Annotated in this window: 25 protein-coding genes; 11 read left to right on the top strand and 14 right to left on the bottom strand. The window is 62.8% G+C overall.

Annotation, left to right across the window (positions count from 1 at the left end):
• The first annotated feature begins 125 nt into the window (after positions 1-125).
• Entirely contained in the window at positions 126-581 is a 456-nt protein-coding gene (ccmE, locus tag MGEO_RS11190) for a cytochrome c maturation protein CcmE (protein ID WP_085637323.1), read from the top strand.
• 95 nt (positions 582-676) lie between these two features.
• Here ccmE and eno read toward each other — a convergent pair whose 3' ends face one another.
• From eno to MGEO_RS11215, 5 genes are all read right to left on the bottom strand, one after another.
• Positions 677-1,954, bottom strand: a complete 1,278-nt coding sequence (gene eno, locus MGEO_RS11195; protein WP_085637326.1) for a phosphopyruvate hydratase — start codon at positions 1,952-1,954, stop codon at positions 677-679.
• A 78-nt stretch (positions 1,955-2,032) separates the two neighbouring features.
• Complete coding sequence (locus MGEO_RS11200) at positions 2,033-2,926, bottom strand: DMT family transporter (RefSeq protein ID WP_085637328.1); 894 nt, start codon at positions 2,924-2,926, stop codon at positions 2,033-2,035.
• Positions 2,927-2,994: 68 nt separating this feature from the next.
• Entirely contained in the window at positions 2,995-3,405 is a 411-nt protein-coding gene (locus MGEO_RS11205) for a Fur family transcriptional regulator (RefSeq protein ID WP_085637331.1), read from the bottom strand.
• 76 nt (positions 3,406-3,481) lie between these two features.
• Complete coding sequence (locus tag MGEO_RS11210) at positions 3,482-4,327, bottom strand: DMT family transporter (protein ID WP_085637334.1); 846 nt, start codon at positions 4,325-4,327, stop codon at positions 3,482-3,484.
• A gap of 14 nt (positions 4,328-4,341) precedes the next feature.
• The gene (locus MGEO_RS11215) at positions 4,342-5,118 is read right to left on the bottom strand and encodes a DUF533 domain-containing protein (protein ID WP_085637337.1); all 777 of its coding nucleotides are present in this window, start codon (positions 5,116-5,118) and stop codon (positions 4,342-4,344) included.
• A 165-nt stretch (positions 5,119-5,283) separates the two neighbouring features.
• On the opposite strand from MGEO_RS11215, the gene MGEO_RS11220 reads away from it, so the two are divergent.
• Positions 5,284-6,171, top strand: a complete 888-nt coding sequence (locus MGEO_RS11220; RefSeq protein WP_085637465.1) for a DMT family transporter — start codon at positions 5,284-5,286, stop codon at positions 6,169-6,171.
• Position 6,172: 1 nt separating this feature from the next.
• On the opposite strand, the gene MGEO_RS11225 is transcribed toward MGEO_RS11220, so the two are convergent.
• From MGEO_RS11225 to MGEO_RS11235, 3 genes are read right to left on the bottom strand one after another with little or no spacing between them, the layout of a single operon-like run.
• The gene (locus MGEO_RS11225) at positions 6,173-7,591 is read right to left on the bottom strand and encodes a protein adenylyltransferase SelO (protein ID WP_085637340.1); all 1,419 of its coding nucleotides are present in this window, start codon (positions 7,589-7,591) and stop codon (positions 6,173-6,175) included.
• A 49-nt stretch (positions 7,592-7,640) separates the two neighbouring features.
• Entirely contained in the window at positions 7,641-8,087 is a 447-nt protein-coding gene (locus MGEO_RS11230) for a GNAT family N-acetyltransferase (protein ID WP_085637343.1), read from the bottom strand.
• A complete protein-coding gene (locus tag MGEO_RS11235; RefSeq protein WP_085637468.1) occupies positions 8,084-9,025 on the bottom strand; it encodes a nucleoside hydrolase in 942 nt (313 codons plus the stop codon). Before MGEO_RS11235 ends, MGEO_RS11230 begins: the two co-directional genes overlap by 4 nt.
• A gap of 215 nt (positions 9,026-9,240) precedes the next feature.
• Between MGEO_RS11235 and zwf the strand changes: the two genes are divergently transcribed.
• The 3 genes from zwf to pgi all read left to right on the top strand — a co-directional run bounded on the left by zwf (position 9,241) and on the right by pgi (position 13,033).
• Positions 9,241-10,695: a glucose-6-phosphate dehydrogenase gene (gene zwf / locus MGEO_RS11240; RefSeq protein WP_085637347.1), complete on the top strand. Its 1,455-nt coding sequence runs from the start codon at positions 9,241-9,243 to the stop codon at positions 10,693-10,695.
• Between the two features lie 72 nt (positions 10,696-10,767).
• On the top strand, positions 10,768-11,445 hold the full coding sequence (gene pgl, locus MGEO_RS11245; RefSeq protein WP_085637350.1) for a 6-phosphogluconolactonase: 678 nt from the start codon (positions 10,768-10,770) through the stop codon (positions 11,443-11,445).
• Positions 11,446-11,449: 4 nt separating this feature from the next.
• The gene (gene pgi, locus MGEO_RS11250) at positions 11,450-13,033 is read left to right on the top strand and encodes a glucose-6-phosphate isomerase (RefSeq protein ID WP_085637353.1); all 1,584 of its coding nucleotides are present in this window, start codon (positions 11,450-11,452) and stop codon (positions 13,031-13,033) included.
• A 29-nt stretch (positions 13,034-13,062) separates the two neighbouring features.
• Here the strand turns inward: pgi and MGEO_RS11255 are convergent, their stop codons facing one another.
• Entirely contained in the window at positions 13,063-13,557 is a 495-nt protein-coding gene (locus MGEO_RS11255) for an acyl-CoA thioesterase (RefSeq protein ID WP_085637356.1), read from the bottom strand.
• A 12-nt stretch (positions 13,558-13,569) separates the two neighbouring features.
• Positions 13,570-14,019 (bottom strand): cupin domain-containing protein, encoded by a 450-nt coding sequence (locus MGEO_RS11260; protein ID WP_408607497.1) that lies wholly within the window; start codon positions 14,017-14,019, stop codon positions 13,570-13,572.
• 87 nt (positions 14,020-14,106) lie between these two features.
• On the opposite strand from MGEO_RS11260, the gene MGEO_RS11265 reads away from it, so the two are divergent.
• The 5 genes from MGEO_RS11265 (at position 14,107) to MGEO_RS11285 (ending at position 18,682) form a co-directional block, all read left to right on the top strand.
• A complete protein-coding gene (locus MGEO_RS11265) occupies positions 14,107-14,730 on the top strand; it encodes a holin-associated N-acetylmuramidase (RefSeq protein ID WP_085637359.1) in 624 nt (207 codons plus the stop codon).
• Positions 14,721-15,245, top strand: a complete 525-nt coding sequence (locus MGEO_RS11270) for a holin family protein (protein WP_085637362.1) — start codon at positions 14,721-14,723, stop codon at positions 15,243-15,245. Before MGEO_RS11265 ends, MGEO_RS11270 begins: the two co-directional genes overlap by 10 nt.
• Before the next feature lie 118 nt (positions 15,246-15,363).
• The gene (locus MGEO_RS11275) at positions 15,364-17,331 is read left to right on the top strand and encodes a heme lyase CcmF/NrfE family subunit (RefSeq protein WP_085637365.1); all 1,968 of its coding nucleotides are present in this window, start codon (positions 15,364-15,366) and stop codon (positions 17,329-17,331) included.
• Complete coding sequence (locus tag MGEO_RS11280) at positions 17,328-17,819, top strand: cytochrome c-type biogenesis protein (RefSeq protein ID WP_085637368.1); 492 nt, start codon at positions 17,328-17,330, stop codon at positions 17,817-17,819. Before MGEO_RS11275 ends, MGEO_RS11280 begins: the two co-directional genes overlap by 4 nt.
• 86 nt (positions 17,820-17,905) lie before the next feature.
• Positions 17,906-18,682: an enoyl-CoA hydratase-related protein gene (locus MGEO_RS11285; RefSeq protein ID WP_085637372.1), complete on the top strand. Its 777-nt coding sequence runs from the start codon at positions 17,906-17,908 to the stop codon at positions 18,680-18,682.
• Between the two features lie 36 nt (positions 18,683-18,718).
• Here MGEO_RS11285 and MGEO_RS11290 read toward each other — a convergent pair whose 3' ends face one another.
• From MGEO_RS11290 to gltX, 3 genes are all read right to left on the bottom strand, one after another.
• Complete coding sequence (locus MGEO_RS11290) at positions 18,719-19,228, bottom strand: GNAT family N-acetyltransferase (protein WP_085637375.1); 510 nt, start codon at positions 19,226-19,228, stop codon at positions 18,719-18,721.
• A gap of 38 nt (positions 19,229-19,266) precedes the next feature.
• Positions 19,267-20,562, bottom strand: a complete 1,296-nt coding sequence (gltA, locus tag MGEO_RS11295; protein WP_085637378.1) for a citrate synthase — start codon at positions 20,560-20,562, stop codon at positions 19,267-19,269.
• 85 nt (positions 20,563-20,647) lie between these two features.
• The gene (gltX, locus tag MGEO_RS11300; RefSeq protein ID WP_085637474.1) at positions 20,648-22,060 is read right to left on the bottom strand and encodes a glutamate--tRNA ligase; all 1,413 of its coding nucleotides are present in this window, start codon (positions 22,058-22,060) and stop codon (positions 20,648-20,650) included.
• A 78-nt stretch (positions 22,061-22,138) separates the two neighbouring features.
• Between gltX and MGEO_RS11305 the strand changes: the two genes are divergently transcribed.
• Complete coding sequence (locus tag MGEO_RS11305) at positions 22,139-24,166, top strand: ComEC/Rec2 family competence protein (RefSeq protein WP_085637381.1); 2,028 nt, start codon at positions 22,139-22,141, stop codon at positions 24,164-24,166.
• Here MGEO_RS11305 and lexA read toward each other — a convergent pair.
• Positions 24,160-24,858, bottom strand: a complete 699-nt coding sequence (lexA, locus tag MGEO_RS11310) for a transcriptional repressor LexA (RefSeq protein ID WP_085637384.1) — start codon at positions 24,856-24,858, stop codon at positions 24,160-24,162. The genes MGEO_RS11305 and lexA overlap by 7 nt on opposite strands.
• Positions 24,859-24,882: the final 24 nt, after the last annotated feature.

Consider the following 24,882-nt stretch of genomic DNA (forward strand, 5'->3'; position numbering starts at 1 on the left):
ACGAAGACTCTTGGTCCCCATGGGGTTAAGAAAAAACCAATTCAGACTGCGGCAAATTGATCTGCCGCAGTTTGCGCGCGGCCCATCTGTGTCTATATTGAATTGGGCGCAATCGGGAGGATGCCATGGCTCTGAAATCGCTGAAGAAACAACGCCGCATCCAGGTGATCGCGTTGGCGACGGTCGCGTTGATCCTGTCCACGGCGCTGATCGGCTATGGGATGCGCGACGGGATCAACTTCTTCCGCTCGCCCAGCCAGGTGATGGCAGAGCCGCCGGCACCGAACGAGGTGTTCCGCATTGGCGGGCTGGTCGAAGAGGGCTCCATCGTGCGCGGGCAGGGGTCAACCGTGTCCTTCAGCGTGACCGATGGCGGGGCGACTGTCCCCGTGGTCTATTCCGGCGTCCTTCCCGATCTTTTCTCGGAGAACGAGGGTATGGTCGGCACCGGTCGCTATGTGAATGGCGTGTTCGAAGCCACTGAAATTCTTGCCAAACATGATGAAGAATACATGCCGGCTGAGGTGGTGGATGCGTTGAAGGAGCAGGGCGTCTACAAAGAACCCGACGCGGGCAGCTAAGAGACCGCCTGCACGTCTTCTTTTTTCAAATACGAAAAAAGCCGGGCGCGCAACGCCCGGCCTGTCGGATCTTCCGAAGGAAAATTGGAAGCTGATCAGCCGCGCAGGATGGACCGTCCTGCGTATTCGGCTGTCTCGGCCAGCATCTCTTCGATGCGGATCAACTGGTTGTACTTGGCCAACCGGTCGGACCGTGCCAGCGAGCCGGTTTTGATCTGACCGCAATTCGTGGCCACCGCGAGGTCGGCAATCGTCGCGTCCTCGGTTTCGCCCGAGCGGTGCGACATGACGTTCGTCATGCGGGCGCGGTGTGCCATCTCAACAGCTTTGAGCGTTTCGGTCAGCGTGCCGATCTGGTTGACCTTGACCAGCATGGAGTTCGCGCAGCCGCGGGCGATGCCGTCAGCCAGACGCGCCGGGTTGGTCACGAAAAGATCGTCGCCGACCAGTTGTACCTTGTCGCCCAGCACCTCGGTCAGCATCGCCCAGCCATCCCAGTCGTCTTCGGACATGCCGTCTTCGATGGAGATGATCGGGTAGTCATTCACGAGTGCCTGCAGGTAGGCGACGTTCTCGTCCGAGGTCAGCGATTTGCCTTCGCCCTTGAGTTCATACTTGCCGTCTTTGAAATATTCGGTCGCCGCGCAGTCGAGCGCGAGATAGATATCCTCGCCGGGTGTGTAGCCCGCTTTCTCGATGGATTTCAGAATGAAGTCGAGCGCATCGCGGGTCGAGCCAAGCTCGGGCGCAAAGCCGCCCTCGTCGCCGAGGCCGGTCGACATGCCTGCTGCCGACAGCTCTTTCTTCAGCGTGTGGAACACTTCAGAGCCCATGCGCACCGCGTCGCGGATGTTCTGGGCCGCGACCGGCATGATCATGAATTCCTGGATGTCGATCGGATTGTCGGCGTGTTCGCCGCCATTGATGATGTTCATCATCGGAACCGGCAGAATGCGCGCCGAGGTGCCGCCGACATAGCGGTAAAGCGGCTGGGCCGAGAAATCGGCGGCGGCCTTGGCGGCGGCGAGGCTGACGCCGAGGATGGCGTTCGCACCCAGGCGGCCCTTGTTGTCCGTGCCATCGAGTTCGATCATCGCCATGTCGATCCCGACCTGTTCGGTGGCGTCCATGCCGACGATCTCTTCGGCGATCTCACCATTTACCGCCGCAACAGCTTCGAGCACGCCTTTGCCCATGTAACGGCTCTTGTCGCCATCGCGTTTTTCGACCGCTTCGTATGCGCCGGTGGACGCGCCCGACGGCACGGCAGCGCGTCCGATGGTGCCGTCTTCGAGTGTGACGTCGACTTCAACCGTCGGGTTGCCCCGGCTGTCGAGGATTTCACGGGCGAAAATGTCGATGATGGTGCTCATTGCGCTTGGTCCTGATGAAGCTGCATCTACGCGGCGGTATAGCAGGGAAAGAGCCAATGTAAACTGGGGCAGTTAGCGCTAACGTGTCGCGTGTCTACTCTGCCGCTCCTGTTCGAGCGCCAGTTTCCGTTCCCGGTAGAGCGCATACAGGCCTGCGGTCAGGATGATTGCCGCGCCGAGAAGGGTCATGCCGTCGGGCCGTTCTCCGAACACCAGGATGCCGAGGCTCATCGTGAAGATGAGACGGGTGTAGCGGAACGGAGAGACGACGGCGGCAGGTGCCATTCGCATGGCCTGCGTGACCGCGTAGTAACCCAGCGCCGTGACCACAACCGCCCCGGCCATATGCGCAGTCGTGACCCGGGTCACCTCACCGGGCGGGTCCATCGCGAGCATGAGCAGAAAACCGGTTGGGATCGTGGCTGCAAAGCCCCAGGTGGCCAGCGAGATCGACGGGACATGATCCGGCGCGCGGCGCGTGATCAGGTCTCGCAGGCCGAGCCCGCACACACCCATCACTGCGAACAGCGCGGCAGGTTCAAAGCCCTCTGCGCCGGGGCGGATGACCAGCAGCATACCCACGATTCCGGCAAGGATGGCCAGCCACCGCCGCAGGCCAACGGGTTCCTTCAGAAACACCGCCGCGCCCAGTGTCACGACTAGGGGCGCCATCTGCATGATCGCCGCGAAGAGTGACAGCGGGATCATCCCGATGGACATGACAAGCCCCAGCCCTCCGATGATCTCCAACCCGTTTCGTGCCATGACCCACGGGTGGAAGAAATCCCGGCTGAACAGGTTGGCACGTTGCCAAAGGGCGATCAGCACGAAGCACAGGCTGCCGCCGAGGCTCAGAAAGAACATCACGTGTCCCGGCGACAAAGCGCGGGAGGACAGCTTGATGAACATGTCGCTGAGCGCAAGAAGCGCCATTGCAAGGATCATCAGAAGAATGGCGCGGACGGTCTGCATAGCGTCCAGCTACGCCTGTTTGTCGGCAGAGACCAGACCTGTCGGCCAGCCGGTTCGCCGGATGCCGGTCACTTCTTGATCGGCACGCCGTAGAGTTCGAGCTTGTGGCCCTTCAGCCTGTATCCAAGCTTCGCGGCGATCTTTTCCTGCAGGGCTTCGATTTCGGGATCGACGAATTCGATCACCTTGCCCGTCTGCAGGTCGATCAGGTGGTCGTGATGGTCGCGTTCGGCGTCTTCGTACCGGGCGCGCCCGTCTCCGAAATCGACCTTCTCGAGGATTCCGGCCTCTTCGAACAGTTTGACCGTGCGGTACACCGTGGCGATCGAAATGTTCGGATCGAGTTTGGACGCGCGGGCGTAGAGCTCTTCGACATCGGGGTGATCGGTTGCGTCTTCCAACACCTGTGCAATCGTGCGGCGCTGCTCGGTCAGGCGCAGTCCCTGGGCTTCGCAGCGCGAGATGATGGTGTCGGACATCGTCGGGGCCCCTTGTCGTGGTGCAGAGAGGTTTAGCCAACCCGGCTTGCCATGACCATAAGCCGGGCGGCAAAAATTATGTCCTGCGGCGCAGGTGCCAAAGGTAAAGCCCGAGCGACGTCACCACGATCGCGCCACCGACAAACATGTTCGGGGTGGGGGCTTCGCGCAGAAAGGTCCAGACCCAGACCGGCCCGAGCACGGTTTCAAGCAGGAGAACGAGGCTCACGTTGACCGACGCCGTGTGGCGCGAGGCTTCGGACATCAGGTAGAACGACAGGGGCAGCACGACGAAACTCGCAAGTGCGATGGCCCAGGTCGTTCCCGAGGTCATCTCTCCGATATCCGTCAGGCTGAAGGCGCTCAGCCCGGCAAGGATGGAGCCGCTGCCGACGGCAGGCAGAAGCGGCATCTCGGGGTTGTGGCGCAGCAGGGTGAAACTCAGCGCAAGGCTGATCGCCACGCCAAGCCCGCAGGCCACTCCGGGCAACGCGCCCGTGGTCAGGGTCACATCGCCTTTGCCGGACATGGCCAGCACGATCCCCGCACAGACGACCGCAATCGTGATCCATGTCGCCGGGCGCGTGGGTTGCCGGTAAAGCAGCCACGACAGCAGGGCGGCCCAGATCGGGACCGTGGCCACTGCGATCAGGACCAGCGCCACCGGTGCAATTGCAATCGCCGGGGCAAACAATGCGGCATTGGCCCATTGCGCCAGGATCAAGCCCGCCCCAACCGCCGAGGCAAGACGCGCGACATGGCGGATCTGGCCTGTCAGCACCGCAGCCGTCAGAAACAGCGTTCCCATCGCAAGCCCGCGCCACGCCACAAGTGGCGCGGGATCAAGCCCGGACAAACGGATCAGCAGCGCGTCCGGTGTCAGAATCAGGACACCGAGACAGGCCAGAAGGATACCTTTCATTCAGAGCGTCAGGATCAGCTGTAAAGCGGCTGAACCCCCATCTGCATGTGCAGCGCGTTCACCGTGGGTTGGTCCAGATCCATCGCCCGCGCCAATGCGTCGAGGTATTGTGCCTCAGGTTGGGTATCGAGCCGGATCGCCATAAGAGACGCGGAATAGACCTGCGCGCGCAGCGGTGCGGGCGTGTCGGCAGCCAGTGCGTCGACATCCACCGGGGCGGCCAGTTGTTCCTGTACGAAGGCGATGTCTTCGGCATCGGCATCGTCGCCCACCGTGTCGAGGATCTTGGCGCGTTCGGCTTCGTCAATGCCGCCGTCGCATTTCGCGGCCTGGATCATCGCGCGCAGCATCAGGGCAGCGGTTTCCTCGGCCTGCGGGGCAGCCGCGCCGGAATTGGCGAACTGGTCGAGCATGCCCCCCATGTTCTTGCCACCGGCGGCGGCCATTCCGCCCGCGGCAGCCAGAAGGCCGGCCAGTCCGGCACCGCCCGCGCCACCAAGCTGCGACAGCAGCCCTCCCTTGTCGCCGGCAGCCTGACCAGCAGCGCCGCCGCCCATCATCGCCGACAGGTCCAGCCCGCCGGATTGCAGTTTGTCCATGATGCCGGCAAGCGGGTTGTCGCCCCCCATCATCTGCCCCATCTGCGCCTGGATCTGAGCCATGGGATTGTCGCCCGGAACCTGCGCGCCGCCCATCAAACCGCCCAGGCCCTTTCCGCCGGACAGATGGTCAACGCCGCGCGCTGCGGCATATCCGATGGCCACTTTGGCCAATGTTCCCATGAGACTCATATCAAAACTCCGTCGATCAGATTGTCTTACTCGGGGCAGGATGCCCGATTCGCGCGTGGGATGTGGAAAAACCTTTGCCATCGCGGAAGATCAGGGCTTTTCCGACGGAACGTGGCGAAGGTCTTTCTGCTTGACCCCGGTCGCATGCGGGTGTCCCTGAGCCGGATGGAACGCAAGGATGCAATCGATCTGGCCGGAGCGGCGGGGCTTGTGGTGTTTGCCACGGTGCTCGCCTTCAATCAGGTGGTGATCAAGGTCACGAATGCCGGGTTCGGCCCGGTTTTCGCAGCCGGGCTCCGATCGGCCTTGGCGCTTGGGGTGCTGGGACTGTGGCTCTGGCTTCGGGGCAGGCGGCTGGAGGGTCTTCGGCGCACCTTCTGGCCCGGGCTGCTGCTCGGCGGGTTGTTCACGGTTGAGTTCATCTTTCTGTTCATCGCGCTGGATCTGACCACGGTATCCCGCGTGTCGATCCTGTTCTATTCGATGCCGGTCTGGCTGGCGTTGATTGCGCATTTCTCTTTGCCCGGGGAAACCCTGTCCTGGCGGCGCGCGTTTGGGTTGGCGTTGGCTATGGCGGGTGTCGTCTGGGCGCTGTTCGATCCGGACTCGCGGGAGGCAGGAAGCCTGACGGGCGATATTCTTGCGCTGCTGTCGGCTTTTGCCTGGGCCGGGATCGCACTGACCGTGCGTCTTACCAGGGTGTCCGAGCTGAAACCGGAAAGCCAGTTGTTCTGGCAACTTTCGGTGTCGGCGGTCGGACTGCTGGCCGTGGCCCCGCTGTTCGGTGAGCTTATCCGCACGCCAACGGCGCTGCATCTCGCCGGACTTGCCTTCCAGGCGGTCTTTGTGGCGAGCCTCGGTTTTCTGTTCTGGCTTCGCCTGATGACGATCTACCCGGCTTCGGACATCGCGGCGTTCAGCTTCCTGTCTCCGGTGCTGGCCGTAGGTCTGGGGTGGCTGCTGCTGAACGAGCCGGTGGGCCCCGGATTTCTTGGCGCGATGTGCCTTGTCGCCGTCGGGATCGTGCTGATCAACCGACGGCGCAGGCGCTGAGTCAGGTCCCGCAGAACGTGGCCTCGACGACCTCCTCGGGGGCGGGCGGTTTGCGCAGATCGCCAAACTGTTCCCGCGCGTCATAGGGCATGGCATAGGCCGCCATCAGACGGTGGAAAAGACTGTCGTCCCCGGCAACCGCATCGGTGATCATTTCCTCGATCCGGTGATTGCGTGGGATGAGAACGGGGTTTGCCGCAGTCATCCACCCGTGCGGGTCGTTTTCGTCGTCAAGTCTTGCGGACCAACGCGCGGACCACTCGTCGAACGCAGACGCGTCGGCAAACTGTTCGCGGGCAGTGCCGTCTGCAAGCCCGCGAAACGTGTTGGTGAAGTCTGCCTCGGCCGTTTGCATCAGTGTCAGCAGATCCGCGATCAGAGAGGCATCTCCGGGCTCTGGATCGGCAATCCCGATCTTTGCCCCGAACCGCCGCAGCCATTCGGCCCGGATCATGTCCGGCATGGTGTGGATCTGCGCAGTGAAGGGTTCAACCGAGGCTTCGGGGTTCGGCATCAGAGACAGCAGCGCGGTTGCCAGTTGCGCCATGTTCCACACGATGATGTCGGCCTGCGCGGCATAGCTGTAGCGTCCATAGCGGTCGATTGAGGAATAGACGGTTTCAGGGTGATAGCTGTCCATGAAGGCACAGGGGCCGTAATCGATGGTTTCGCCCGAAATGCTGCAATTGTCGGTGTTCATCACGCCATGGATGAAGCCAAGGCTCATCCAGTGGGCGACGAGGGCCGCCTGGCGCCGCATGACCGCGTCGAGAAAAGATGCCGGGTCTGTGGCGTCGGGATAGTGCCGCGCAACAGCATAGTCGAACAGCGTTTGCAGCGCTTTGGTGTCTCCGCGGGCGGCAAACACCTGAAACGTGCCGACACGCAGATGACTTTGCGCCACACGGGTCAGGACCGCACCGGGCAGCGGGCGTTCGCGGATCACCGGTTCTCCGGTGCGTACGGCCGCCAGTGCGCGGGTCGTTGGAACCCCCAGCGCGTGCATGGCCTCGCTCACCACGTATTCGCGCAGAACCGGGCCCAGCCACGCCCGCCCGTCGCCCATGCGGGAAAACGGCGTGCGGCCCGACCCCTTGAGCTGAATGTCTCTCCGCATACCATCGGTGCCGATGGTTTCGCCCAGAAGGATCGCGCGTCCATCGCCAAGCTGCGGGTTGTATTGACCAAACTGATGTCCGGCATAGAGCTGCGCCAGCGGGGCGGCACCCTCGGGCACGGCATTGCCTGCAAAAAGCGCGGCGATGTTCGGGTCGTCCAACCCGTCAATGCCAAGCTCACGCGCAAGGGGTTCGTTCAGGGCGATCAGCGACGGTTCTCGCACCGGCTCCGGATGGACACGGGCGAAAAACCCGTCGGGCAGGGCGGCGTAGCTGTTGTCGAAGGGAATGTGCAGGGTCATGCCGCTGATATAGGGGCGGGATCGTCAGCGCGCCAGAGACCGCACGCGCCTACAACTCTCGCGACATGTAGGCATAGCCCTCGCGGGTGACGAACTTGGCGCGCTGGTAGAACCGGATCAGCGTCTCGTTTTCCAGATCAGCCTCAAGGTGGAGGGCGCGGACGCCTCCCTGTTGCAACGCTTTGGCCAACCCGTTCAACGCCTCCGAGCCCATACCGCGTCGGCGCACGGCGCTGCGGACATAGATCTCGTCCACGATCGCATCCATGCCGCCGTATTCGATGGACCATCCAAACGAAATGACCACGTAACCGACAGGTGCGCGGCGCGGACCGATCAGCCAGATGGCTCCGTGCGGGCTGCCTTCGAGCAACGGCATGATCGCGTCATGTTGGTGTTCCGGGGATGTGGCCAGCCCCTGATGTTCATGAAACGCCGCGACCAGTGGCAGCAGTTTGGGCGCGTCCTCAGGGGTGGCCAGATGCAGCGATCTCATAGGCGGGCCAGCCGGTCCGTCAGCAGGGCAAAGAACCCGTCGGCGTCGATGTCCCCCATGAAGGTGGCGTTTGGTGGGCGATCGGTCACGCGCCACCAGTCCGCAACGGTCATGCCAAGTGTCAGCTCGGACCCGGTTTCAATTTCGACATTGATGTGCCGACCGGTGAAAAGTTCGGGCTTGATCAGATATGCGGTGACGCAGGGGTCGTGCAGCGGCGCGCCTGCGCTGCCGTATTTTTCCTTGTCGAACCGTTCAAAGAAATCCGTCATTTCCGCCACTGCAATGCCGACGGGAGTGCCCAGCGCGCGGAACGCGTCATTGCGCTGTTTGGTGACCAGCGCCTTGTGGGTCACGTCCAGTGTCATGACGGTGATCGGTGCGCCGCAGTCGAAAACGATCTTCGCCGCCTCTGGATCGACATAGATGTTGAACTCTGCCGCCGGAGTGATGTTGCCGACCTCGAAATATGCGCCGCCCATCAGAACGATTTCCTGGATGCGGTTCGCAATATCCGGCGCGCGGGTCAGAGCGGTGGCGATATTCGTCAGCGGACCCAGAGGGCAGAGCGTGACTGTTCCTTCAGGCTCGGACCGCAGAGTGTCGATGATGAAATCCACCGCATGCTGTTCCTCAAGCGGCATGGTCGGGTCGGGCAGGGTTGGCCCGTCGAGACCGGTCTTTCCATGCACATGTTCCGCCGTGACCAGCTTGCGCGCGATGGGGGCGTCACATCCGGCAAACACCCGGGTGTCCGGTTTGCCGGCAAGTTCGCAAACGATCCGTGCGTTCTTCTGCGTGAGCGGCAGCGGCACGTTGCCTGCAACGGCCGTGATTCCCAGAACGTCGAGGTCATCCGGCGACGCAAGGGCCAGCAGGATCGCGACGGCGTCATCCTGGCCGGGATCGGTGTCGATGATGATTTTGCGGGGTGCCATCGAAGCCTCCTTGGTTGGCGCGGTGGTGACACGGGGCAGGCGCAGGATCAAGCGCGATGATACAGGCGGGCGGGCGTTTGCCTGTTCCTTCAGCAACGCGATTGCAGACGCATTTTGGAGTGTTAGACTTGCCACATATGTGAGGAAACAAGTTTACATCTGGCTCGTTAGCGCTAACAAGACGCTGACCGAAGTAGAATCGGAAGGACCGCGCCATGGTGTCTCGCGTTATTCCCGTAGATCCGTTTGATCTGGTGATTTTTGGTGGTACGGGGGATTTGGCTCGTCGCAAAATCTTGCCCGGGCTGTTCCGGCGCTTCTGTTCGGGGCAGATGCCGGAAGGCTCGCAGATCATCGGGGCCGCGCGTTCAGACATGGATGACGCTGGCTATCGGTCGATGGTGGCGGACGCGATTGCCGAATTCGGCGGATCGCGTGGCAGCGAAAGCGGAATGCTCGAAGCGTTTCTGGAAACCGTGTCCTACGTGATGACCGACGCTAAGGGCGATGGCGGCTGGGCGCAGCTCAATGAAAAGGTGCGCGACAACAAGGTCCGTGCGTTTTACTTTTCGGTGGGTCCGTCGCTGTTTGGGGACTTGGCAGAGCGGCTGCACAGGTTCGGCATGGCGACACCGGACAGCCGGATTGTCGTCGAAAAGCCGTTCGGACATGACCTCGCTTCGGCCAAGGCGCTGAACGCGACGCTGGCCAAGCATTTCGACGAACATCAGATTTACCGGATCGACCATTATCTGGGTAAGGAAACCGTTCAGAACCTGATGGCGGTTCGCTTTGGGAACATGCTGTTCGAGCCGCTCTGGAACGCGCAGTATGTCGATCATATCCAGATCACCGTGGCTGAAACCGTGGGTGTCGGCGGGCGCGGTGGTTATTATGACAAGTCCGGCGCGATGCGGGACATGGTGCAGAACCACCTGATGCAGCTTCTCTGCCTGATCGCGATGGAGCCGCCTTCGAAATTCGAACCGGATTCGGTGCGGGATGAAAAGCTCAAGGTCATCCGCGCGCTTGAACCGGTGGATTGGCACCACATCGTGCGCGGTCAGTACGGCGCCGATGAAAACGGCCCCAGCTATCGCCAGGATGTGGAAGACCCCAAGTCGCGTACCGAGAGCTTCATTGCCATGAAGTGTCATATCTCGAACTGGCGCTGGGCGGGGACGCCGTTTTATCTGCGCACCGGCAAGCGGTTGAAGTCCCGTGCGTCCGAAATTGCTGTTGTGTTCAAGGATGCGCCGCACTCGATCTTCGGGGCAGATGCCGGGCGGCACCGCAACGTGCTGGCCATCCGGCTGCAGCCGAACGAAGGCATGACGCTGGATGTAACGATCAAGGAACCGGGACCGGGGGGGATGCGTCTTCTCGACGTACCGCTGGATATGAGCTTTGCAGACGCGCTGGGCCCGGATGCCGAAGAGGTGCCGGACGCCTATGAGCGTCTGATTATGGACGTGATCCGGGGCAACCAGACGCTTTTCATGCGAGGGGACGAGGTCGAAGCCGCATGGGCGTGGACCGACCCCTTGATCGAGGGCTGGCAAGCACGCAACGATGTGCCCAAGGAATACGAACCCGGCAGTTCCGGTCCCGAAGACGCCCTGATGCTGATGCATCGGGATGGTCGCAAGTGGCGCGACGTGAAGGCCTGAACCGCCGGACGCATGCCGCGGCTTGCCGGATGGCGGCTGCGGTGACGCACAAAAGTGGAGCGAGGTGACCGCATGAATTACGAGCTGCAAACCTATCCCGACCGCGAGATGCTGGCGATGGATCTCGCCAACAAGCTTGCCGGTGATCTGCGGACGATCCTTACCCATGAGGACCGTGTTGTGCTGGCTGTCCCGGGGGGCACGTCGCCCGGACCGGTGTTCGACGATCTCTGTGCCGCCGACTTGGACTGGAGCCGGGTCGATGTGATGCTCACCGACGAACGATGGGTGCCCGAGGACAGCGACCGCTCGAACACGCGCCTGATCCGCGAGCGACTGCTGGTCAACCGGGCCGCAGCAGCGCGGCTGCTGCCGCTCTACGTCCCGGCACACGAACCTGAAGAGGTGCTGGCCGAACTGGAATCGCAGATCATCGATGAACTGCCGCTCGCTGTGGTGCTGCTGGGTATGGGCAACGACATGCATACCGCCTCGATTTTTCCGGGAGCGGACCAATTGGCCAAGGCGCTTGATCCCCACGCGCCGATCCTTGTCCCGATGCGGGCACCCGGCGCGCCCGAGCCACGGATCACGCTGTCGGCGCGGGTGCTGAACGAGGCAATCCGCAAACATGTGCTGATCTTCGGGGATGAGAAACGCGAGGCGCTGGAAAACGCGCGGGGCAAGTTGCCGGAAGATGCACCGATCAACGCCGTTCTCGACGGCGCAACTGTTCACTGGGCGGAGTAAGACCATGTGGGACGCATTGAAAACTGCAGCAGAGGCGGGCCGTGACCGGTCCATTCTTGACCTTTTCGACGCCGACGCGGATCGCGCGGAAGCGTTCAGCGTAACGGCTCTGGATCTGCTGTTCGACTATTCGAAAACCCAGATCGACACGGCAACGCGGGACGTGCTGATTGCTCTGGCGCGTGCGGCCTATGTCGAAGCGCGGCGCGATTCGATGTTCTCGGGCACCAAGATCAATGACACCGAGGGACGCGCGGTCCTGCACACGGCGTTGCGCAATCTGGATGGCGACCCGGTGATGGTCGATGGTCAGGACGTGATACCCGGCGTGCTGGATACGCTGGCCCGGATGGAAACGGTGGCCAACGATGTCCGAGCGTCGGACTTTACCGATGTTGTGAACATTGGCATCGGCGGGTCCGACCTTGGCCCCGCAATGGCCTATCTGGCACTCGCGCCCTATTGCGACGGTCCGCGTTGCCACTTCGTATCGAATGTCGATGCCGCCGATATCGCGGACACGCTGCGCGGTTGCGATCCGGAAAAGACGCTTTTCATCGTTGCCTCCAAGACCTTCACCACGATCGAGACCATGACCAACGCGCGCACCGCGCGCGCCTGGTTGCAGGAGCACGGTGTCAGCACCGATGGCCGCTTCATCGCGCTCTCGTCCAACGCAGACGCCGCCAGCGAGTGGGGCATCCCTTCTGAGCGCGTTCTGGGTTTCGAGGATTGGGTCGGCGGGCGCTATTCCATGTGGGGGCCGATCGGCCTCTCGCTGATGATCGCCATTGGCCCGGACGCGTTCAAGGCGTTCCTGCGCGGCGGGCAGGCGATGGACCGGCACTTCCGTTCGGCGGCGCTGCACGAGAACATGCCGGTGATGCTGGCGCTTGTGGGCATCTGGCACAACCAGGGTCTGGGCCATGCCACCCGCGCGGTGCTGCCCTATGACAACCGTCTGTCACGCCTGCCGGCTTACCTACAGCAGCTGGAAATGGAATCGAACGGCAAATCGGTGGCGATGGACGGCACGAGCCTGACCGTTCATTCCGGCCCCGTGGTCTGGGGAGAACCCGGCACCAACGGCCAGCACGCGTTCTACCAGCTGATCCATCAGGGCACGCGGGTCATTCCCTGCGAATTCATGGTTGCCGCCGAAGGGCACGAGGCGGATCTCCGCCATCACCACGAGCTGCTCATCGCCAACTGCCTCGCGCAGTCCGAAGCGCTGCTGCGCGGGCGCTCGCTGGACGAAGCGCGGGCGATCATGGCGAAGAAAGGCCTGACCGGTGACGAATTGGAACGGCAGGCGCGGCATCGGGTGTTCCCGGGCAACCGTCCCTCTACAACGTTGATGATGCCGAAACTGACGCCCGAGGTGCTGGGCCAGATCATCGCGCTCTACGAACACCGCGTGTTTGTCGAAGGGGTGATCCTTGGGATCAACTCATTCGACCAGTGGGGTGTGGAACTGGGCAAGGAACTGGCCACGTCGCTTGGCCCGCTCGTGTCTGGTGATGCGCCAGCTGACGACAAGGACGGCAGCACACAAGCGCTGCTGGGCTACGTCAAACGCTATTCCTGAGGCGGGCAAGCGCGTTCGAACGCGCTTGATCAAGGCGCGTCGACGCGCCTTTCCACCCCGTCCACCGCATGGAATCGATCCCGCACAGGCTCCGGGATCGGCATGCGTCCGCTGCCATCGGGCATCAGCAGAACGATCACGCATGTGAAGGCCGCGCGCACCGTCCCGCCCGACCAGATCTCCTGCCGGAGCGTGAAACTGGTGGTGCGGTAATCCACTGTCCGCGTCACCACCACATACTCTTCGTCTGCGCGCATCTCCTGAAGCCAGTCGATCTCGCCCCGCCGGATGACGATGCGCGGCTCAGAGTCGGGTGCCGTATATGTCGTCAGTCCCACATGCTTGAAATAGGTCACACGGGCCCCCTCGAACCAGATCAGGTATGCCACGTTGTTGACGTGGTTGAGCGGATCAAGCTCGGCAAAACGCACGCGGTCGGCCAAGGCCAGCGGCCATGGCTCCGTCAGACCGAAGGCGCGCTGCTGGTTCGGGGAAAGCGGGGTGAGGAACGGGACATCTGTCATGGATGCGCTCTCTCAACCGGCGCGGGGAATGTCAAACCCGGAAGGCGCGAGGGTGAAACCTTCGAATTGAAACGCGGGGCTGACCGTACAGCCCACCAGTGTCCAGTCGCCGGTGCTGCGCGCGGCCTGCCAATGGTGTGGCGGTACGATCACTTGCGGGGCCTGCCCGGAAAACAGGTCCGGTCCCAGAACATGCTCCAGCGCCGGTCCGGTATCGGTTTCTGACAGGGACAGGATCAGCGGCGCGCCGGCATAGTGGTGCCAGATCTCTGTTGCATCCACCTTGTGCCAATGGCTGCGCTCGCCTGCGCTGAGTAGAAAATAGATACCGGTGCCCGAGGGCCGCCCGGCTTCGTCTGCGATCCAGGTCTGGCGGTAATGCCCACCTTCCGGATGCGGGGCCAGATCGAGCCGGTCGATAATCTCTGCAGCAGATTTCTGTTCAATATCAATCTGTTTCAAGGGCGCGCTCCCCACCGTCCGGTGCCTTGTGATTTGGTTAACCACAGCTTCGCAGTCTTTGCGGCAAGGAGCAATCGGGGGCGTGGGATGGACCAGGGAAACCGCAATGTGCGGTCTGTTGCAAAGGAGATCGTGGCCCGTGAAGGTGGCTATGTGAACGATCCCGACGATCCGGGCGGTGCCACGAAACATGGCGTGACGATCCACACGATGCGCCGTCTGGGCCTTGACCTGACGGGCGATGGGCAAGTGACGGCGGCCGATGTGCGGCGCTTGACCGAAGAGCAGGCCGTTGCGATCTTCATCGACCACTACTTTGAGAAGCCCCGCATCGCGGACCTGCCGCAGCCCCTGCACGCAACGGTGTTCGATATGTATGTGAACGCCGGGGCCAATGCGGTGAAGATCCTGCAACGCCTCTTGCGCAAGATGGACTTCTCCGTGGCTGTCGACGGCGTGATCGGCCCCAGGACCATCGCGGCAACCGCGCGCGCCCAAGCCAGTGCGCCGGACCACATCGTCGATGCCTACGGGATCGAACGGCGCACCTACTATTTCGAACTGGCCGACCGCCGCCCCGTCAGCCGCAAATACGCGCGCAGTCGGGCAGGCGGGAAGGGGGGATGGATCACGCGGGCCGAGAGCTTCATCGCGCCCCGGTATCATCTGAGTGACGCAGCATTCCGCAGAAGGGTGGCAGCATGGGATTGATCGAACAGGTGTTTTCTCTGGTCTTTGGCTCGGGCCGCAACGTGGTGCGGGATACGGTCGAGGTCTTCCGTCCCAATGCCGAGGCACAGGCGCAGCGTGACCACGCGCGGCACGATGCGTCGCTGACCCAGTTCGCCGCCGAATTCTATGCACCCCAGCGCAGTTGGTTCGACCGGTTTATGGATGCGCTGAACCGGGTGCCGCGTCCGGCCTTGGCTTTGGGCACGCTGGGGCTTTTCATTGCGGCGATGTTGGATCCGGACTGGTTTTCCGCCCGAATGCTCGGGCTGGCCTTGGTGCCAGAGCCGCTCTGGTGGCTATTGGGCGCGATCGTGAGCTTCTATTTCGGTGCCCGGCATCAGACCAAGGGGCAGGAGTTCCAGCGCGAACTCGTGGAGCACCTGGCGCGATCAACGCCACGCCGCGCACCGACACCCGAACCGGTTCAGCCGACAGAAGAGCCAGAGCCCGACGGCAACGCCGCGCTGGAAGACTGGTTGCGGCAACTCCGCTAGGGCGCGGACGCGCCGACGCGTCCGGGATTTCCGTCGACGGAAAACCCGCGACAATGTGAACCTCCGGAAGGTCCGAAACGGATTGGCCCCGCCATGCGCGGGGCCTATACTGTGACTTATGGTTACAGAACTCGGTCACTTCGCCCTCATCCTCGCGTTTCTTGTCGCGATCGTGCAATCCGTTGTGCCTCTCGTCGGGGCGCAGAAACGCTGGCCCGGCTGGATGGCGGTGGCTGAACCCGCCGCCACGGTGCAGTTCCTGCTGACGGGGTTTGCTTTTGCTGCGCTGACCTATGCCTTTGTAACCTCTGATTTTTCTCTCCGTCTGGTCTGGCTCAACAGCCATTCGGCCAAGCCGATGCTCTACAAGATCAGTGGCGTCTGGGGGAACCACGAAGGCTCGATGCTCCTCTGGGTGTTGATCCTGACCCTCTTCGGCGCGATGGCCGCCTGGTTCGGCAAAGGGTTGCCACCGACGCTGCGCGCGCGCGTGCTTGCCGTGCAATCCGCGGTGGCCGTTGCGTTTTTCGCCTTCATCCTCTTCACGTCCAACCCGTTCCTGCGCCTCGCAGTACCGCCCTTTGACGGGCAGGACCTGAACCCGCTGCTTCAGGACCCGGGTTTGGCCTTCCATCCGCCCTTCCTGTATCTGGGCTATGTGGGCCTCAGCATCTGTTTCAGCTTTGCCGTGGCCGCCCTGATCGAAGGCCGTGTGGACGCGGCCTGGGGGCGTTGGGTGCGCCCGTGGACGCTGGCCGCGTGGGTCTTTCTGACCATCGGCATCGCTCTGGGGTCGTGGTGGGCCTATTACGAACTGGGCTGGGGCGGCTTCTGGTTCTGGGACCCGGTCGAGAACGCATCCTTCATGCCTTGGCTGCTGGCCGCCGCGCTGCTGCACTCGGCCATTGTCGTCGAAAAGCGCGAGGCACTGAAAAGCTGGACCATCCTGCTGGCGATCCTCGCCTTCGGCTTCTCGCTGATCGGCACGTTCATCGTCCGGTCGGGGCTTCTGACCTCGGTTCACGCCTTCGCCAATGACCCGGAACGGGGCGTGTTCATCCTCATGATCATGGTGTTCTTCACCGGCGGGGCGCTGACACTCTATGCGTTCCGTGCGTCGGCAATGGAGGCAAAGGGCGTCTTCAGCGTGGCCAGCCGTGAAAGCGCGCTTGTGGCGAACAACGTACTGCTGGCCGTCAGCTGTTTTGTCGTCTTCGTCGGAACGCTCTGGCCTGTTGTCGCCGAGATGTTCTTCGACACGAAGCTCAGCGTCGGTCCACCGTTCTTCAACATGGCCTTTACGCCCTTCATGGTGGTGCTTGGCCTGTTGCTGCCGCTCGGGTCCATGCTCAGCTGGAAACGGGCCAAGCTGGACCGGACTCTGAGGCAGCTCGTCCCGGCTTTCATCCTCAGCGTTCTCGTGATGGGCCTGTTCTGGACCATGCAGACCGGCAACAGCCTTCTGGGCCCGGTGGGCATGTTCCTCGGCGCATGGATCGTATCCGGAGCGCTGATCGATCTCATGAACCGCACCGGTCAGTCCCGTGACCTGTCTCGCCTGTTGCGCCTGCCACGGGCGGACTGGGGCAAGGCGACCGCGCATATCGGTCTGGGGGTCACGATGGTGGGCATTGCCGGGTTGATGGCCTGGCAGGAAGAAGACATCCGCGTTGCGCAGATCGGAGAGCCTTTCCAGGTGGGCGTGTTCGAACTGGAACTGACTGCGGTCAACCAGGTGCGCGGTCCGAACTATTTCTCGACGATGGGCGATGTGACCGTGCGCCGGGACGGCAACGAGATTGCGGTCCTTAACCCGGAAAAGCGCAACTACCCCGTCGCGCAGATGCCGACGACCGAAGCCGCAATCGATTATCGCTTCCTGCGTGACATTTACGTGGTGATCGGAGATGAGCAGGCCGACGGCGGCTGGGTCATGCGGACCTATATCAAGCCGCTGGCGAACTGGATCTGGGCCGGTTCGATCCTGATGGCGCTTGGGGGCGTGCTGTCCCTGACCGACCGCCGCTACCGTGTGGCCGCCGGTGCGCGGCGCCAGGCGGCTCCGCAGGGGGTTCCGGCGGAATGAACACTGTTCTGAGGAAATTGCAGTCCCTTGCCGTGATCCTGTGCCTTGCGCTGGCCGCACCTCTGTCCATGCCGGCCTTTGCGGTTCAACCGGACGAAATGCTGGACGATCCCGTGCTCGAAAACCGGGCCCGAGAGCTGTCCAAGGGACTGCGCTGCGTCGTGTGTCAGAACGAAAGCATTGACGAATCCAACGCGGATCTCGCGCGGGAACTGCGCCTTGTGGTGCGCGAACGTTTGGTGGCGGGCGACAGTGACAGCGAGGTTCTGGACTATCTGGTCGAACGCTACGGTGAATTCGTCCTGCTGAAACCCCGCACCGACGGTTGGAACCTTGTCCTGTGGCTGTCCGGCCCGGCGCTGTTCCTGCTCGCACTCGGGATCGGTCTGGTCTACGTGCGCGGCCGTGCAACAGCCGCCGCCCCGACCGAGGCGGGGCTGTCTGCTGATGAAGAGGCCCGTCTCAAGGAAATCCTGAAAGACTCCTGAGCTCAGGATGTGACGCCGCGTTGGGCTTTGCCAAACCGGGCGCTTGTGTGTTTCATGCGACCAACATCAGCAGGAGTGCCCGGCGCATGAAATATGACACGATCACCTTTGACATCACCGACGATATCGCCACGGTCACGTTGAACCGGCCCGAGGTGATGAACGCACTCAACACGCAGATGCGCGCCGAGATCACAGATGCCGTACTCGAAGGCGGCAAGTCCGCGCGGGTCGTCGTGCTGACGGGCGCGGGGAAATCCTTCTGCTCAGGACAGGATCTGGGCGACCGCGCGACGGCAGCCAATCTCGACCTCGAACGCACGCTGCGCGACGAATACGTGCCGATGCTGCGTGCGATCTATGACTGCCCGGTGCCCACGATCAGTGCGGTCAACGGCGCGGCGGCCGGGGCAGGGGCCAATCTCGCGCTGGCAGCGGATGTGGTCATCGCCACCGAATCCGCCTTCTTCCTGCAAGCCTTCACCCGGATCGGTCTGATCCCCGACGCGGGCGGCACCTACTACCTGCCGCGCCAGATGGGGCTGGCCAAGGCGATGGGGGCGGCGCTGTTCGCGGACAAGATCACCGCACGTCAGGCGGACGATTGGGGTATGATCTACGAAGCGGTGGCCGATGCCAGCTTTGCAGATCACTGGAATTCCCGTGCGCTTCACCTCGCCAAAGGGCCGACAGCAGCCTACCAGCGTGTGAAGCAATCCATCAGATCGGCGTTTGACAACGATCTCGAAACGCAGCTTGCGCTCGAGGCGCGGTTGCAGGGCGAATGTGGAAAGACCCGCGACTTCAAGGAAGGCGTTATGGCGTTCCTCGAAAAGCGCCCCGCGCAGTACGAAGGCCGCTGACGCAATCCGCAGGCGGGTCGGGCAGGCGTACCCGGCCTATGCCGCCCGAAACTCCGGCTTCAGCGTGAAATACACGCTGTCTGACCACACCCCATCGACGCAGAACGTGTTCTGGGCTTCGCCGGTCTTTACGAATCCGGCGGCAATCAGCGTCGCCACCGACGCGGCATTCATGGGATCGGCATCCGCCGTCAGTTGCGGATATCGCAGGTCTTCGAAGAAATATGGGATCAGGGTTGACAGCGCCTCGGACATCAACCCCTGTTGCCAATGGTCCGACCGCAGCAGGAACCCCACCTCGTCGCCCATATGCACGCCTGCACAGCCAATGGCATGGCCTGCGCGTTCGATCACGAAATAGGTCACGACCGGCTCAGATGACGCGATCATGCGTTCCAGATGGCGGCGGGTGAGGGCAATGTCCTCATGCGGCGGTGTGGACCAATAGCGCATGACCAGCGGATCGCTGTAGACCGCATGCAGATCCTCCAGATCTGCGATCCGGGCCTTTCTCAGCACCAGCCTTTTCGTGCGCAGTTGCGTCATATGAAGAAGGCCGCCCGAAGGCGGCCTTTCCTGTTCTCTCAGCGGTTCTCGATGTCGACATAGTCGCGCATCGTCTCGCCCTGATACAATTGGCGCGGACGGCCGATTTTCATCTGCGGATCGGCAAGCTGCTCTTTCCACTGGGAAATCCAGCCAACGGTCCGGCTCAGTGCGAAGATCGGCGTGAACATGGATGTCGGGAAGCCCATCGCCTCGAGGATGATGCCCGAATAGAAATCCACGTTCGGGAACAGCTTTTTCTCGGCGAAATACGGGTCTGCCAGTGCGGCCTGTTCCAGCTCCTTCGCGGTGGCGAGGATCGGGTTGTTCTCGACGCCCAGCAGGTCCAGCACTTCGTCGGCCGACTGCTTCATCACCGTCGCGCGCGGGTCGAAGTTCTTGTAGACGCGGTGGCCGAAGCCCATCAGGCGGAACGGATCGTTCTTGTCCTTGGCGCGGGCGATGTATTCCGGGATACGGTCGGGCGTGCCGATTTCCTTGAGCATCTCGAGGCAGGCCTGGTTCGCACCACCATGCGCCGGACCCCAGAGGCAGGCGATACCGGCAGCGATACAGGCGAACGGATTTGCGCCCGAAGACGACGCCAGACGCACGGTCGAGGTCGAGGCGTTCTGCTCGTGATCGGCGTGCAGGGTAAAGATGCGGTCCATCGCACGGGCAAGGATCGGGTCCACGACATATTCCTCGGCCGGAACGGCAAAGCACATGTGCAGGAAGTTAGCCGCATAATCCAGATCGTTGCGCGGGTACACGAAGGGCTGACCGATCGAGTACTTGTAGGCCATCGCGGCGATCGTCGGCATCTTGGCGATCAGGCGGTGCGAGGCGATCTCGCGCTGGCGCGGGTCAGAGATGTCGGTCGAGTCGTGATAGAAGGCCGACATGGCACCAACCACACCCACCATCGTGGCCATCGGGTGCGCGTCACGACGGAACCCACGGAAGAAGTTGTGCATCTGCTCGTGGATCATTGTGTGGCGGGTGATCGTGCTCTCGAAATGCTCAAGCTCCGCTGCCGACGGCAGTTCACCGTAAAGCAGCAGGTAGCACACTTCGAGATAGTGCGACTTGGCCGCCAGCTGATCAATCGGATAGCCCCGGTGCAGCAGCTCGCCCTTGTCGCCGTCGATATAGGTGATGGTGCTGTCGCACGCCGCGGTAGAGGTGAAACCCGGGTCGTAAGTGAAGACGCCCGCCTGGCCATAGAGCTTGCGAATGTCGATCACATCCGGCCCGACAGAGGGCGAATAGATCGGCAGGTCATAAGTGTCATTGCCAATGGTCAAACGTGCGGATTTGGAGGTGTCAGACATTCGTGGTCCCTTCGTCTCATTGCCCTGACCTCAAGAGGTTCAGAGCCAGCTATCCCAAGCCTCGGGAAACACCACCAAGCCGGTGTCAGACGTCCCCCGCGGCGGCTGCTTCCGACAGGCGCGCGATGGTCTCGTCGCGCCCCAGAACCAGCATCATATCGAACACACTCGGCGTCACGGCCCGGCCCGCCAGCGCCGCCCTCATCGGGCCTGCCAGCTTGCCGAATTTGGTCCCGTGCTCTTCTGCAAATCGGGATGTGACGGCTTCAAGCTCGTCGCGCGTCCAGCTAGCATTTTGCAACTGCGGCGTCAACGATCTCAGTATACCACGGGATACCGTATCAAGCGCCTTCGCGGCCTTCTCATCGGGCTCAATTGGGCGGCTTGCCAGAACAAAGTGCGCTTTATCAATGAGTTCCGGGAATGTGCGCGCCCGCTCCTTGAGGCAATACATCGCACGATGCATCCCGTCCGCCTGCGCGTCGCTCAGAGGCGGCTCCCCTGCGGCATCAAGGTAGGACTGCAACTCATGCAGCAGTGCAGCATCGTCTGCGACTGCAATGTGCTGGCCGCTCAGATTCTCGAGCTTCTTGAAGTCGAACCGCGCCGGTGACTTGCCGATTCCCCCCAGATCGAACCATTCCCTGGCCTGATCATCCGTGAAGAATTCGTCGTCCCCGTGGCTCCAGCCCAGACGTGCAAGGTAGTTGCGCATGCCCGCCGCCGGATAGCCCATCGCTTGGTATTCCTCGACCCCCAGTGCGCCATGCCGCTTTGAGAGCTTCTTGCCGTCGGGTCCGTGAATCAGCGGGATGTGCGCCCAAACGGGAACATCCCATCCCATCGCGGTGTAAATGCCCATCTGCCGCGCGGCGTTGTTGAGGTGGTCATCCCCCCGGATCACATGGGTCACACCCATATCATGGTCATCGACAACAACCGCCAGCATGTAGACCGGTGTGCCGTCTGACCGTAACAGAACCATGTCATCCAGTTGATCGTTGCGGATGGTCACGTCGCCCTGCACCTGATCGCGGATCACGGTGGTGCCCTCGGTCGGCGTTTTCAGACGGATCACGAAGGGTGCATCCGGGTGCGTGCTCGGGTCCGCATCGCGCCACGGGCTCTGGAACAGGGTCGACTTGCCCTCGGCCCGAGCCGCCTCGCGGAACGCCTCGATCTCTTCCTGCGTCGAGAAACACTTGTATGCCGCCCCCTTGGCCAGAAGCTCATGCGCCACCTCTGCATGACGATCCGCGCCCGCGGCCTGGCTCACCACGTCGCCATCATGGTCAAGGCCAAGCCAGTCCAACCCCTTCAGGATTGCCGCTGTGGCCTCGGGCGTCGAGCGCGCGCGGTCCGTGTCTTCGATCCGAAGCAGGAACTTGCCGCCACGCCCACGCGCGTAAAGCCAGTTGAACAACGCCGTGCGCGCCCCGCCGATATGCAGGTATCCGGTGGGCGAGGGGGCGAAACGGGTGACGATCTGGCGGGACATAGCGCGCATTTACCTTTCATTCACCATAAGGGAGATATCTTGCGGGTGTCTTAACCAGCACCTGCAACGGGGGCAAGTATGGCGCGGCTGCGCGATGCCATCGCCGGGGCGCTTCTGGCGCAGCGTGGCGGGCTGTTCCCTTTCGCTCCGGTGTTCCTTGGCCTTGGCATCGGGCTTTATTTCACGCTCCGCTTCGAACCCTCTGTCTGGATGCTTGCGGCATCCGCAGCTGCCGGAGCGCTGCTGCTTGTCTGGCACCTGCGCAGCGTCTCGGGTCTTGCGCCGCTGATCTGTGCCGTGGCGATGGTCGCGCTGGGGCTGGCGCTGGCCGGCACACGGGCGCATCTGGTGGCGGGCCCCGTGCTCGACTGGCGATACTACGGCCCTGTGACAGGCCGGGTTGTCGCCATTGACCGGTCCGCCTCCGACGCGCGGCGCATCACGCTCGACCGCGTATGGCTCACGGATGTCCCACTGTCCCAGACGCCGCGCCGCGTAAGACTGTCGCTGCACGCGACGAATGCCGGCGTCGCGCCTGAACCCGGCCAGACGGTGATGACCACGGCCCATCTCGCCCCGCCAGGGGGCGCGGTCGAACCCGGAGGCTTCGATTTCCGGCGCCACGCGTGGTTCCTGCGGCTCGGCGCGGTGGGGTACACGCGCGTTCCTCTCGTCCTGTGGGAGAAAGCCGGACACAACCGACCCGTGTTCCAGACCCGCATGGCAATCTCGGCGCGCGTTCAGGCCACGCTGCCCGGCGACACCGGAGCCTTTGCGACGGCAATCATCACCGGAGACCGCAGCGCCATCCCGCAGCCTGTGCTGCAGGCGCTGCGGGACACGAATCTCGCACATCTGCTGGCCATCTCCGGGCTGCATATGGGCCTTGTCAGCGCATTTGCCTTTGCCGTTCTCCGTCTTGGCCTTCTGCTCACGCCCGTCGGCTTGCGTTGGCCGGTCAAAAAGATCTCGGCCGCTGGCGCGCTGGCCGTTGCGGCGGTCTACCTCCTGCTGTCTGGCGGAAACGTCGCCACGGAACGGGCCTTTGTCATGGTGGCCGTCATGCTGCTGGCCATCATGGTCGACCGTCGCGCGTTCTCTCTGCGGGCGGTCGCGCTGGCGGCGCTGATCGTCCTGCTCTTGCGGCCGGAGGCGCTGATCGGACCGGGGTTCCAGATGTCTTTTGCGGCAACAACCGCGCTGGTCGCGGTGTTCGGTGCGATCCGCGACAGCACACAGGATCTGCCACGCCATCGTGTGTTGCGGGGGATTGCGTCGGTTGTCCTGTCGTCCGCCGTGGCCGGTGCCGCAACAGCCCCGTTTGCGATGGCCCATTTCAATCAGATCGCCCAGTTCGGATTGCTTGCAAACCTGCTGACCGTGCCGCTCATGGGTCTTCTGGTGATCCCGGCAGCGGTTGTGGGCGTCCTGCTTATGCCGTTCGGGCTCGAAGCGCTCGGCCTGAAAATCATGGGGATCGGCCTGACTTGGATCCTTCACGTCGCGCAATCCATGGCCGATTGGACCGGCGCGGTGCGCCCGATCATGACGCCGGGACCGGCGGTCCTGCCGATGATCGCGCTCGGGGCGCTTTTCGTGATCCTCTGGCAGGGTCGCCTGCGCATGATGGGACTGATCCCGCTGGTCCTGGCTGCCGCGCTTTGGTCAAAGGCCGACCGCCCGGAAATTCTGGTGGCCGAAAACGGGCAACTCGTCGGGGTGATGACGTCGCACGGGCGGGCCTTGTCCCGCGCGCGGGGCGCTGGCTTTGTGGCCAGTGTCTGGTTGGAAAACGACGGGCAGGGGCTGAGTCAGCCCGAGGCCGCGGCGCTCTGGAATCCCACTGCGCCGGTCCGCCATATCCATGGGAAACGCAATGCCGCATCCTACGACGGCTGCTCTGACGGCGCGCTGGTCATTGCAAGCGCGCCGTTGCCTGACAGGCCGCAGGCGACGAACTGCGTCGTCCTTGATGCCGATCATCTGAGGGGCATGGGCAGTCTTGCCGTCTCCCGCACTGAAACGGGGACATGGCAGATCGAAAAAGCGCGCGACCGGTCGGGCGCGCGCCTTTGGAATGATGCAGCCTTGCGACAGGCTCAGTAAGTGCGGATCAACCCGACAAGCCGCCCCTGCACCTTCACCGCGCCCACGGGCAGGATGCGCGGCTCATAGGCGGGGTTTGCGGCCTCGAGGATAATGCTCTCGCCCTTGCGCTTGTACCGCTTGAGCGTGGCCTCATACCCCTCCACCTGCGCCACGACGATATCGCCGTTATCGGCTGACGAGGTTTCACGGATCACCACCACATCGCCGTCATTGATCCCGGCGTCGATCATCGAGTCGCCTTTGACCTCAAGCGCGTAGTGACGCCCGCTGCCCGAAAGCATCGCACCGGGAACCGCCACGGAGGGAGGCACGTCATTGATCGATTCAATCGGAACACCGGCGGCAATCCGGCCCATCAGCGGCAGGTCCATCGCATCGACGGTTTCCACCGGCATGGAGTGTGCCGGGGCAGGGGAGTCGGGCCGGTCACCGTCGATCACCTGCGGCGTGAAGCCCGCGGGCTTCGCAGCAAGTGTGTCGGGCAGCTTCACGATCTCGATCGCGCGCGCCCGATGTGCCAGACGCCGGATAAATCCCCGCTCTTCCAAAGCGGTGATCAGGCGGTGAATGCCCGATTTCGACCGCAGGTCCAGCGCCTCTTTCATTTCGTCAAAACTGGGCGGCACACCATCGCGCGCCACGCGCTTGTTGATGAATTCCAGCAGGTCCAGTTGTTTTTTCGTCAGCATGTTCTGCCTCCGCTCGCATGATCC

Source organism: Marivita geojedonensis (genome assembly GCF_002115805.1).
Lineage (GTDB): Bacteria > Pseudomonadota > Alphaproteobacteria > Rhodobacterales > Rhodobacteraceae > Marivita > Marivita geojedonensis.

Coding starts and splice junctions, on each gene's coding strand:
- MGEO_RS11230 (WP_085637343.1), bottom strand. CDS start 8,087: ATGAGATCGCTGCATCTGGCCACCCCTGAGGACGCGCCCAAACTGCTG.
- ccmE (WP_085637323.1), top strand. CDS start 126: ATGGCTCTGAAATCGCTGAAGAAACAACGCCGCATCCAGGTGATCGCG.
- MGEO_RS11280 (WP_085637368.1), top strand. CDS start 17,328: ATGAACACTGTTCTGAGGAAATTGCAGTCCCTTGCCGTGATCCTGTGC.
- MGEO_RS11305 (WP_085637381.1), top strand. CDS start 22,139: ATGGCGCGGCTGCGCGATGCCATCGCCGGGGCGCTTCTGGCGCAGCGT.
- MGEO_RS11290 (WP_085637375.1), bottom strand. CDS start 19,228: ATGACGCAACTGCGCACGAAAAGGCTGGTGCTGAGAAAGGCCCGGATC.
- MGEO_RS11255 (WP_085637356.1), bottom strand. CDS start 13,557: ATGACAGATGTCCCGTTCCTCACCCCGCTTTCCCCGAACCAGCAGCGC.
- zwf (WP_085637347.1), top strand. CDS start 9,241: ATGGTGTCTCGCGTTATTCCCGTAGATCCGTTTGATCTGGTGATTTTT.
- pgi (WP_085637353.1), top strand. CDS start 11,450: ATGTGGGACGCATTGAAAACTGCAGCAGAGGCGGGCCGTGACCGGTCC.
- gltA (WP_085637378.1), bottom strand. CDS start 20,562: ATGTCTGACACCTCCAAATCCGCACGTTTGACCATTGGCAATGACACT.
- MGEO_RS11225 (WP_085637340.1), bottom strand. CDS start 7,591: ATGACCCTGCACATTCCCTTCGACAACAGCTACGCCGCCCTGCCCGAC.
- MGEO_RS11275 (WP_085637365.1), top strand. CDS start 15,364: ATGGTTACAGAACTCGGTCACTTCGCCCTCATCCTCGCGTTTCTTGTC.
- eno (WP_085637326.1), bottom strand. CDS start 1,954: ATGAGCACCATCATCGACATTTTCGCCCGTGAAATCCTCGACAGCCGG.
- pgl (WP_085637350.1), top strand. CDS start 10,768: ATGAATTACGAGCTGCAAACCTATCCCGACCGCGAGATGCTGGCGATG.
- MGEO_RS11215 (WP_085637337.1), bottom strand. CDS start 5,118: ATGAGTCTCATGGGAACATTGGCCAAAGTGGCCATCGGATATGCCGCA.
- MGEO_RS11205 (WP_085637331.1), bottom strand. CDS start 3,405: ATGTCCGACACCATCATCTCGCGCTGCGAAGCCCAGGGACTGCGCCTG.
- MGEO_RS11285 (WP_085637372.1), top strand. CDS start 17,906: ATGAAATATGACACGATCACCTTTGACATCACCGACGATATCGCCACG.
- MGEO_RS11265 (WP_085637359.1), top strand. CDS start 14,107: ATGGACCAGGGAAACCGCAATGTGCGGTCTGTTGCAAAGGAGATCGTG.
- lexA (WP_085637384.1), bottom strand. CDS start 24,858: ATGCTGACGAAAAAACAACTGGACCTGCTGGAATTCATCAACAAGCGC.
- MGEO_RS11220 (WP_085637465.1), top strand. CDS start 5,284: ATGGAACGCAAGGATGCAATCGATCTGGCCGGAGCGGCGGGGCTTGTG.
- MGEO_RS11235 (WP_085637468.1), bottom strand. CDS start 9,025: ATGGCACCCCGCAAAATCATCATCGACACCGATCCCGGCCAGGATGAC.
- MGEO_RS11210 (WP_085637334.1), bottom strand. CDS start 4,327: ATGAAAGGTATCCTTCTGGCCTGTCTCGGTGTCCTGATTCTGACACCG.
- MGEO_RS11270 (WP_085637362.1), top strand. CDS start 14,721: ATGGGATTGATCGAACAGGTGTTTTCTCTGGTCTTTGGCTCGGGCCGC.
- MGEO_RS11200 (WP_085637328.1), bottom strand. CDS start 2,926: ATGCAGACCGTCCGCGCCATTCTTCTGATGATCCTTGCAATGGCGCTT.
- gltX (WP_085637474.1), bottom strand. CDS start 22,060: ATGTCCCGCCAGATCGTCACCCGTTTCGCCCCCTCGCCCACCGGATAC.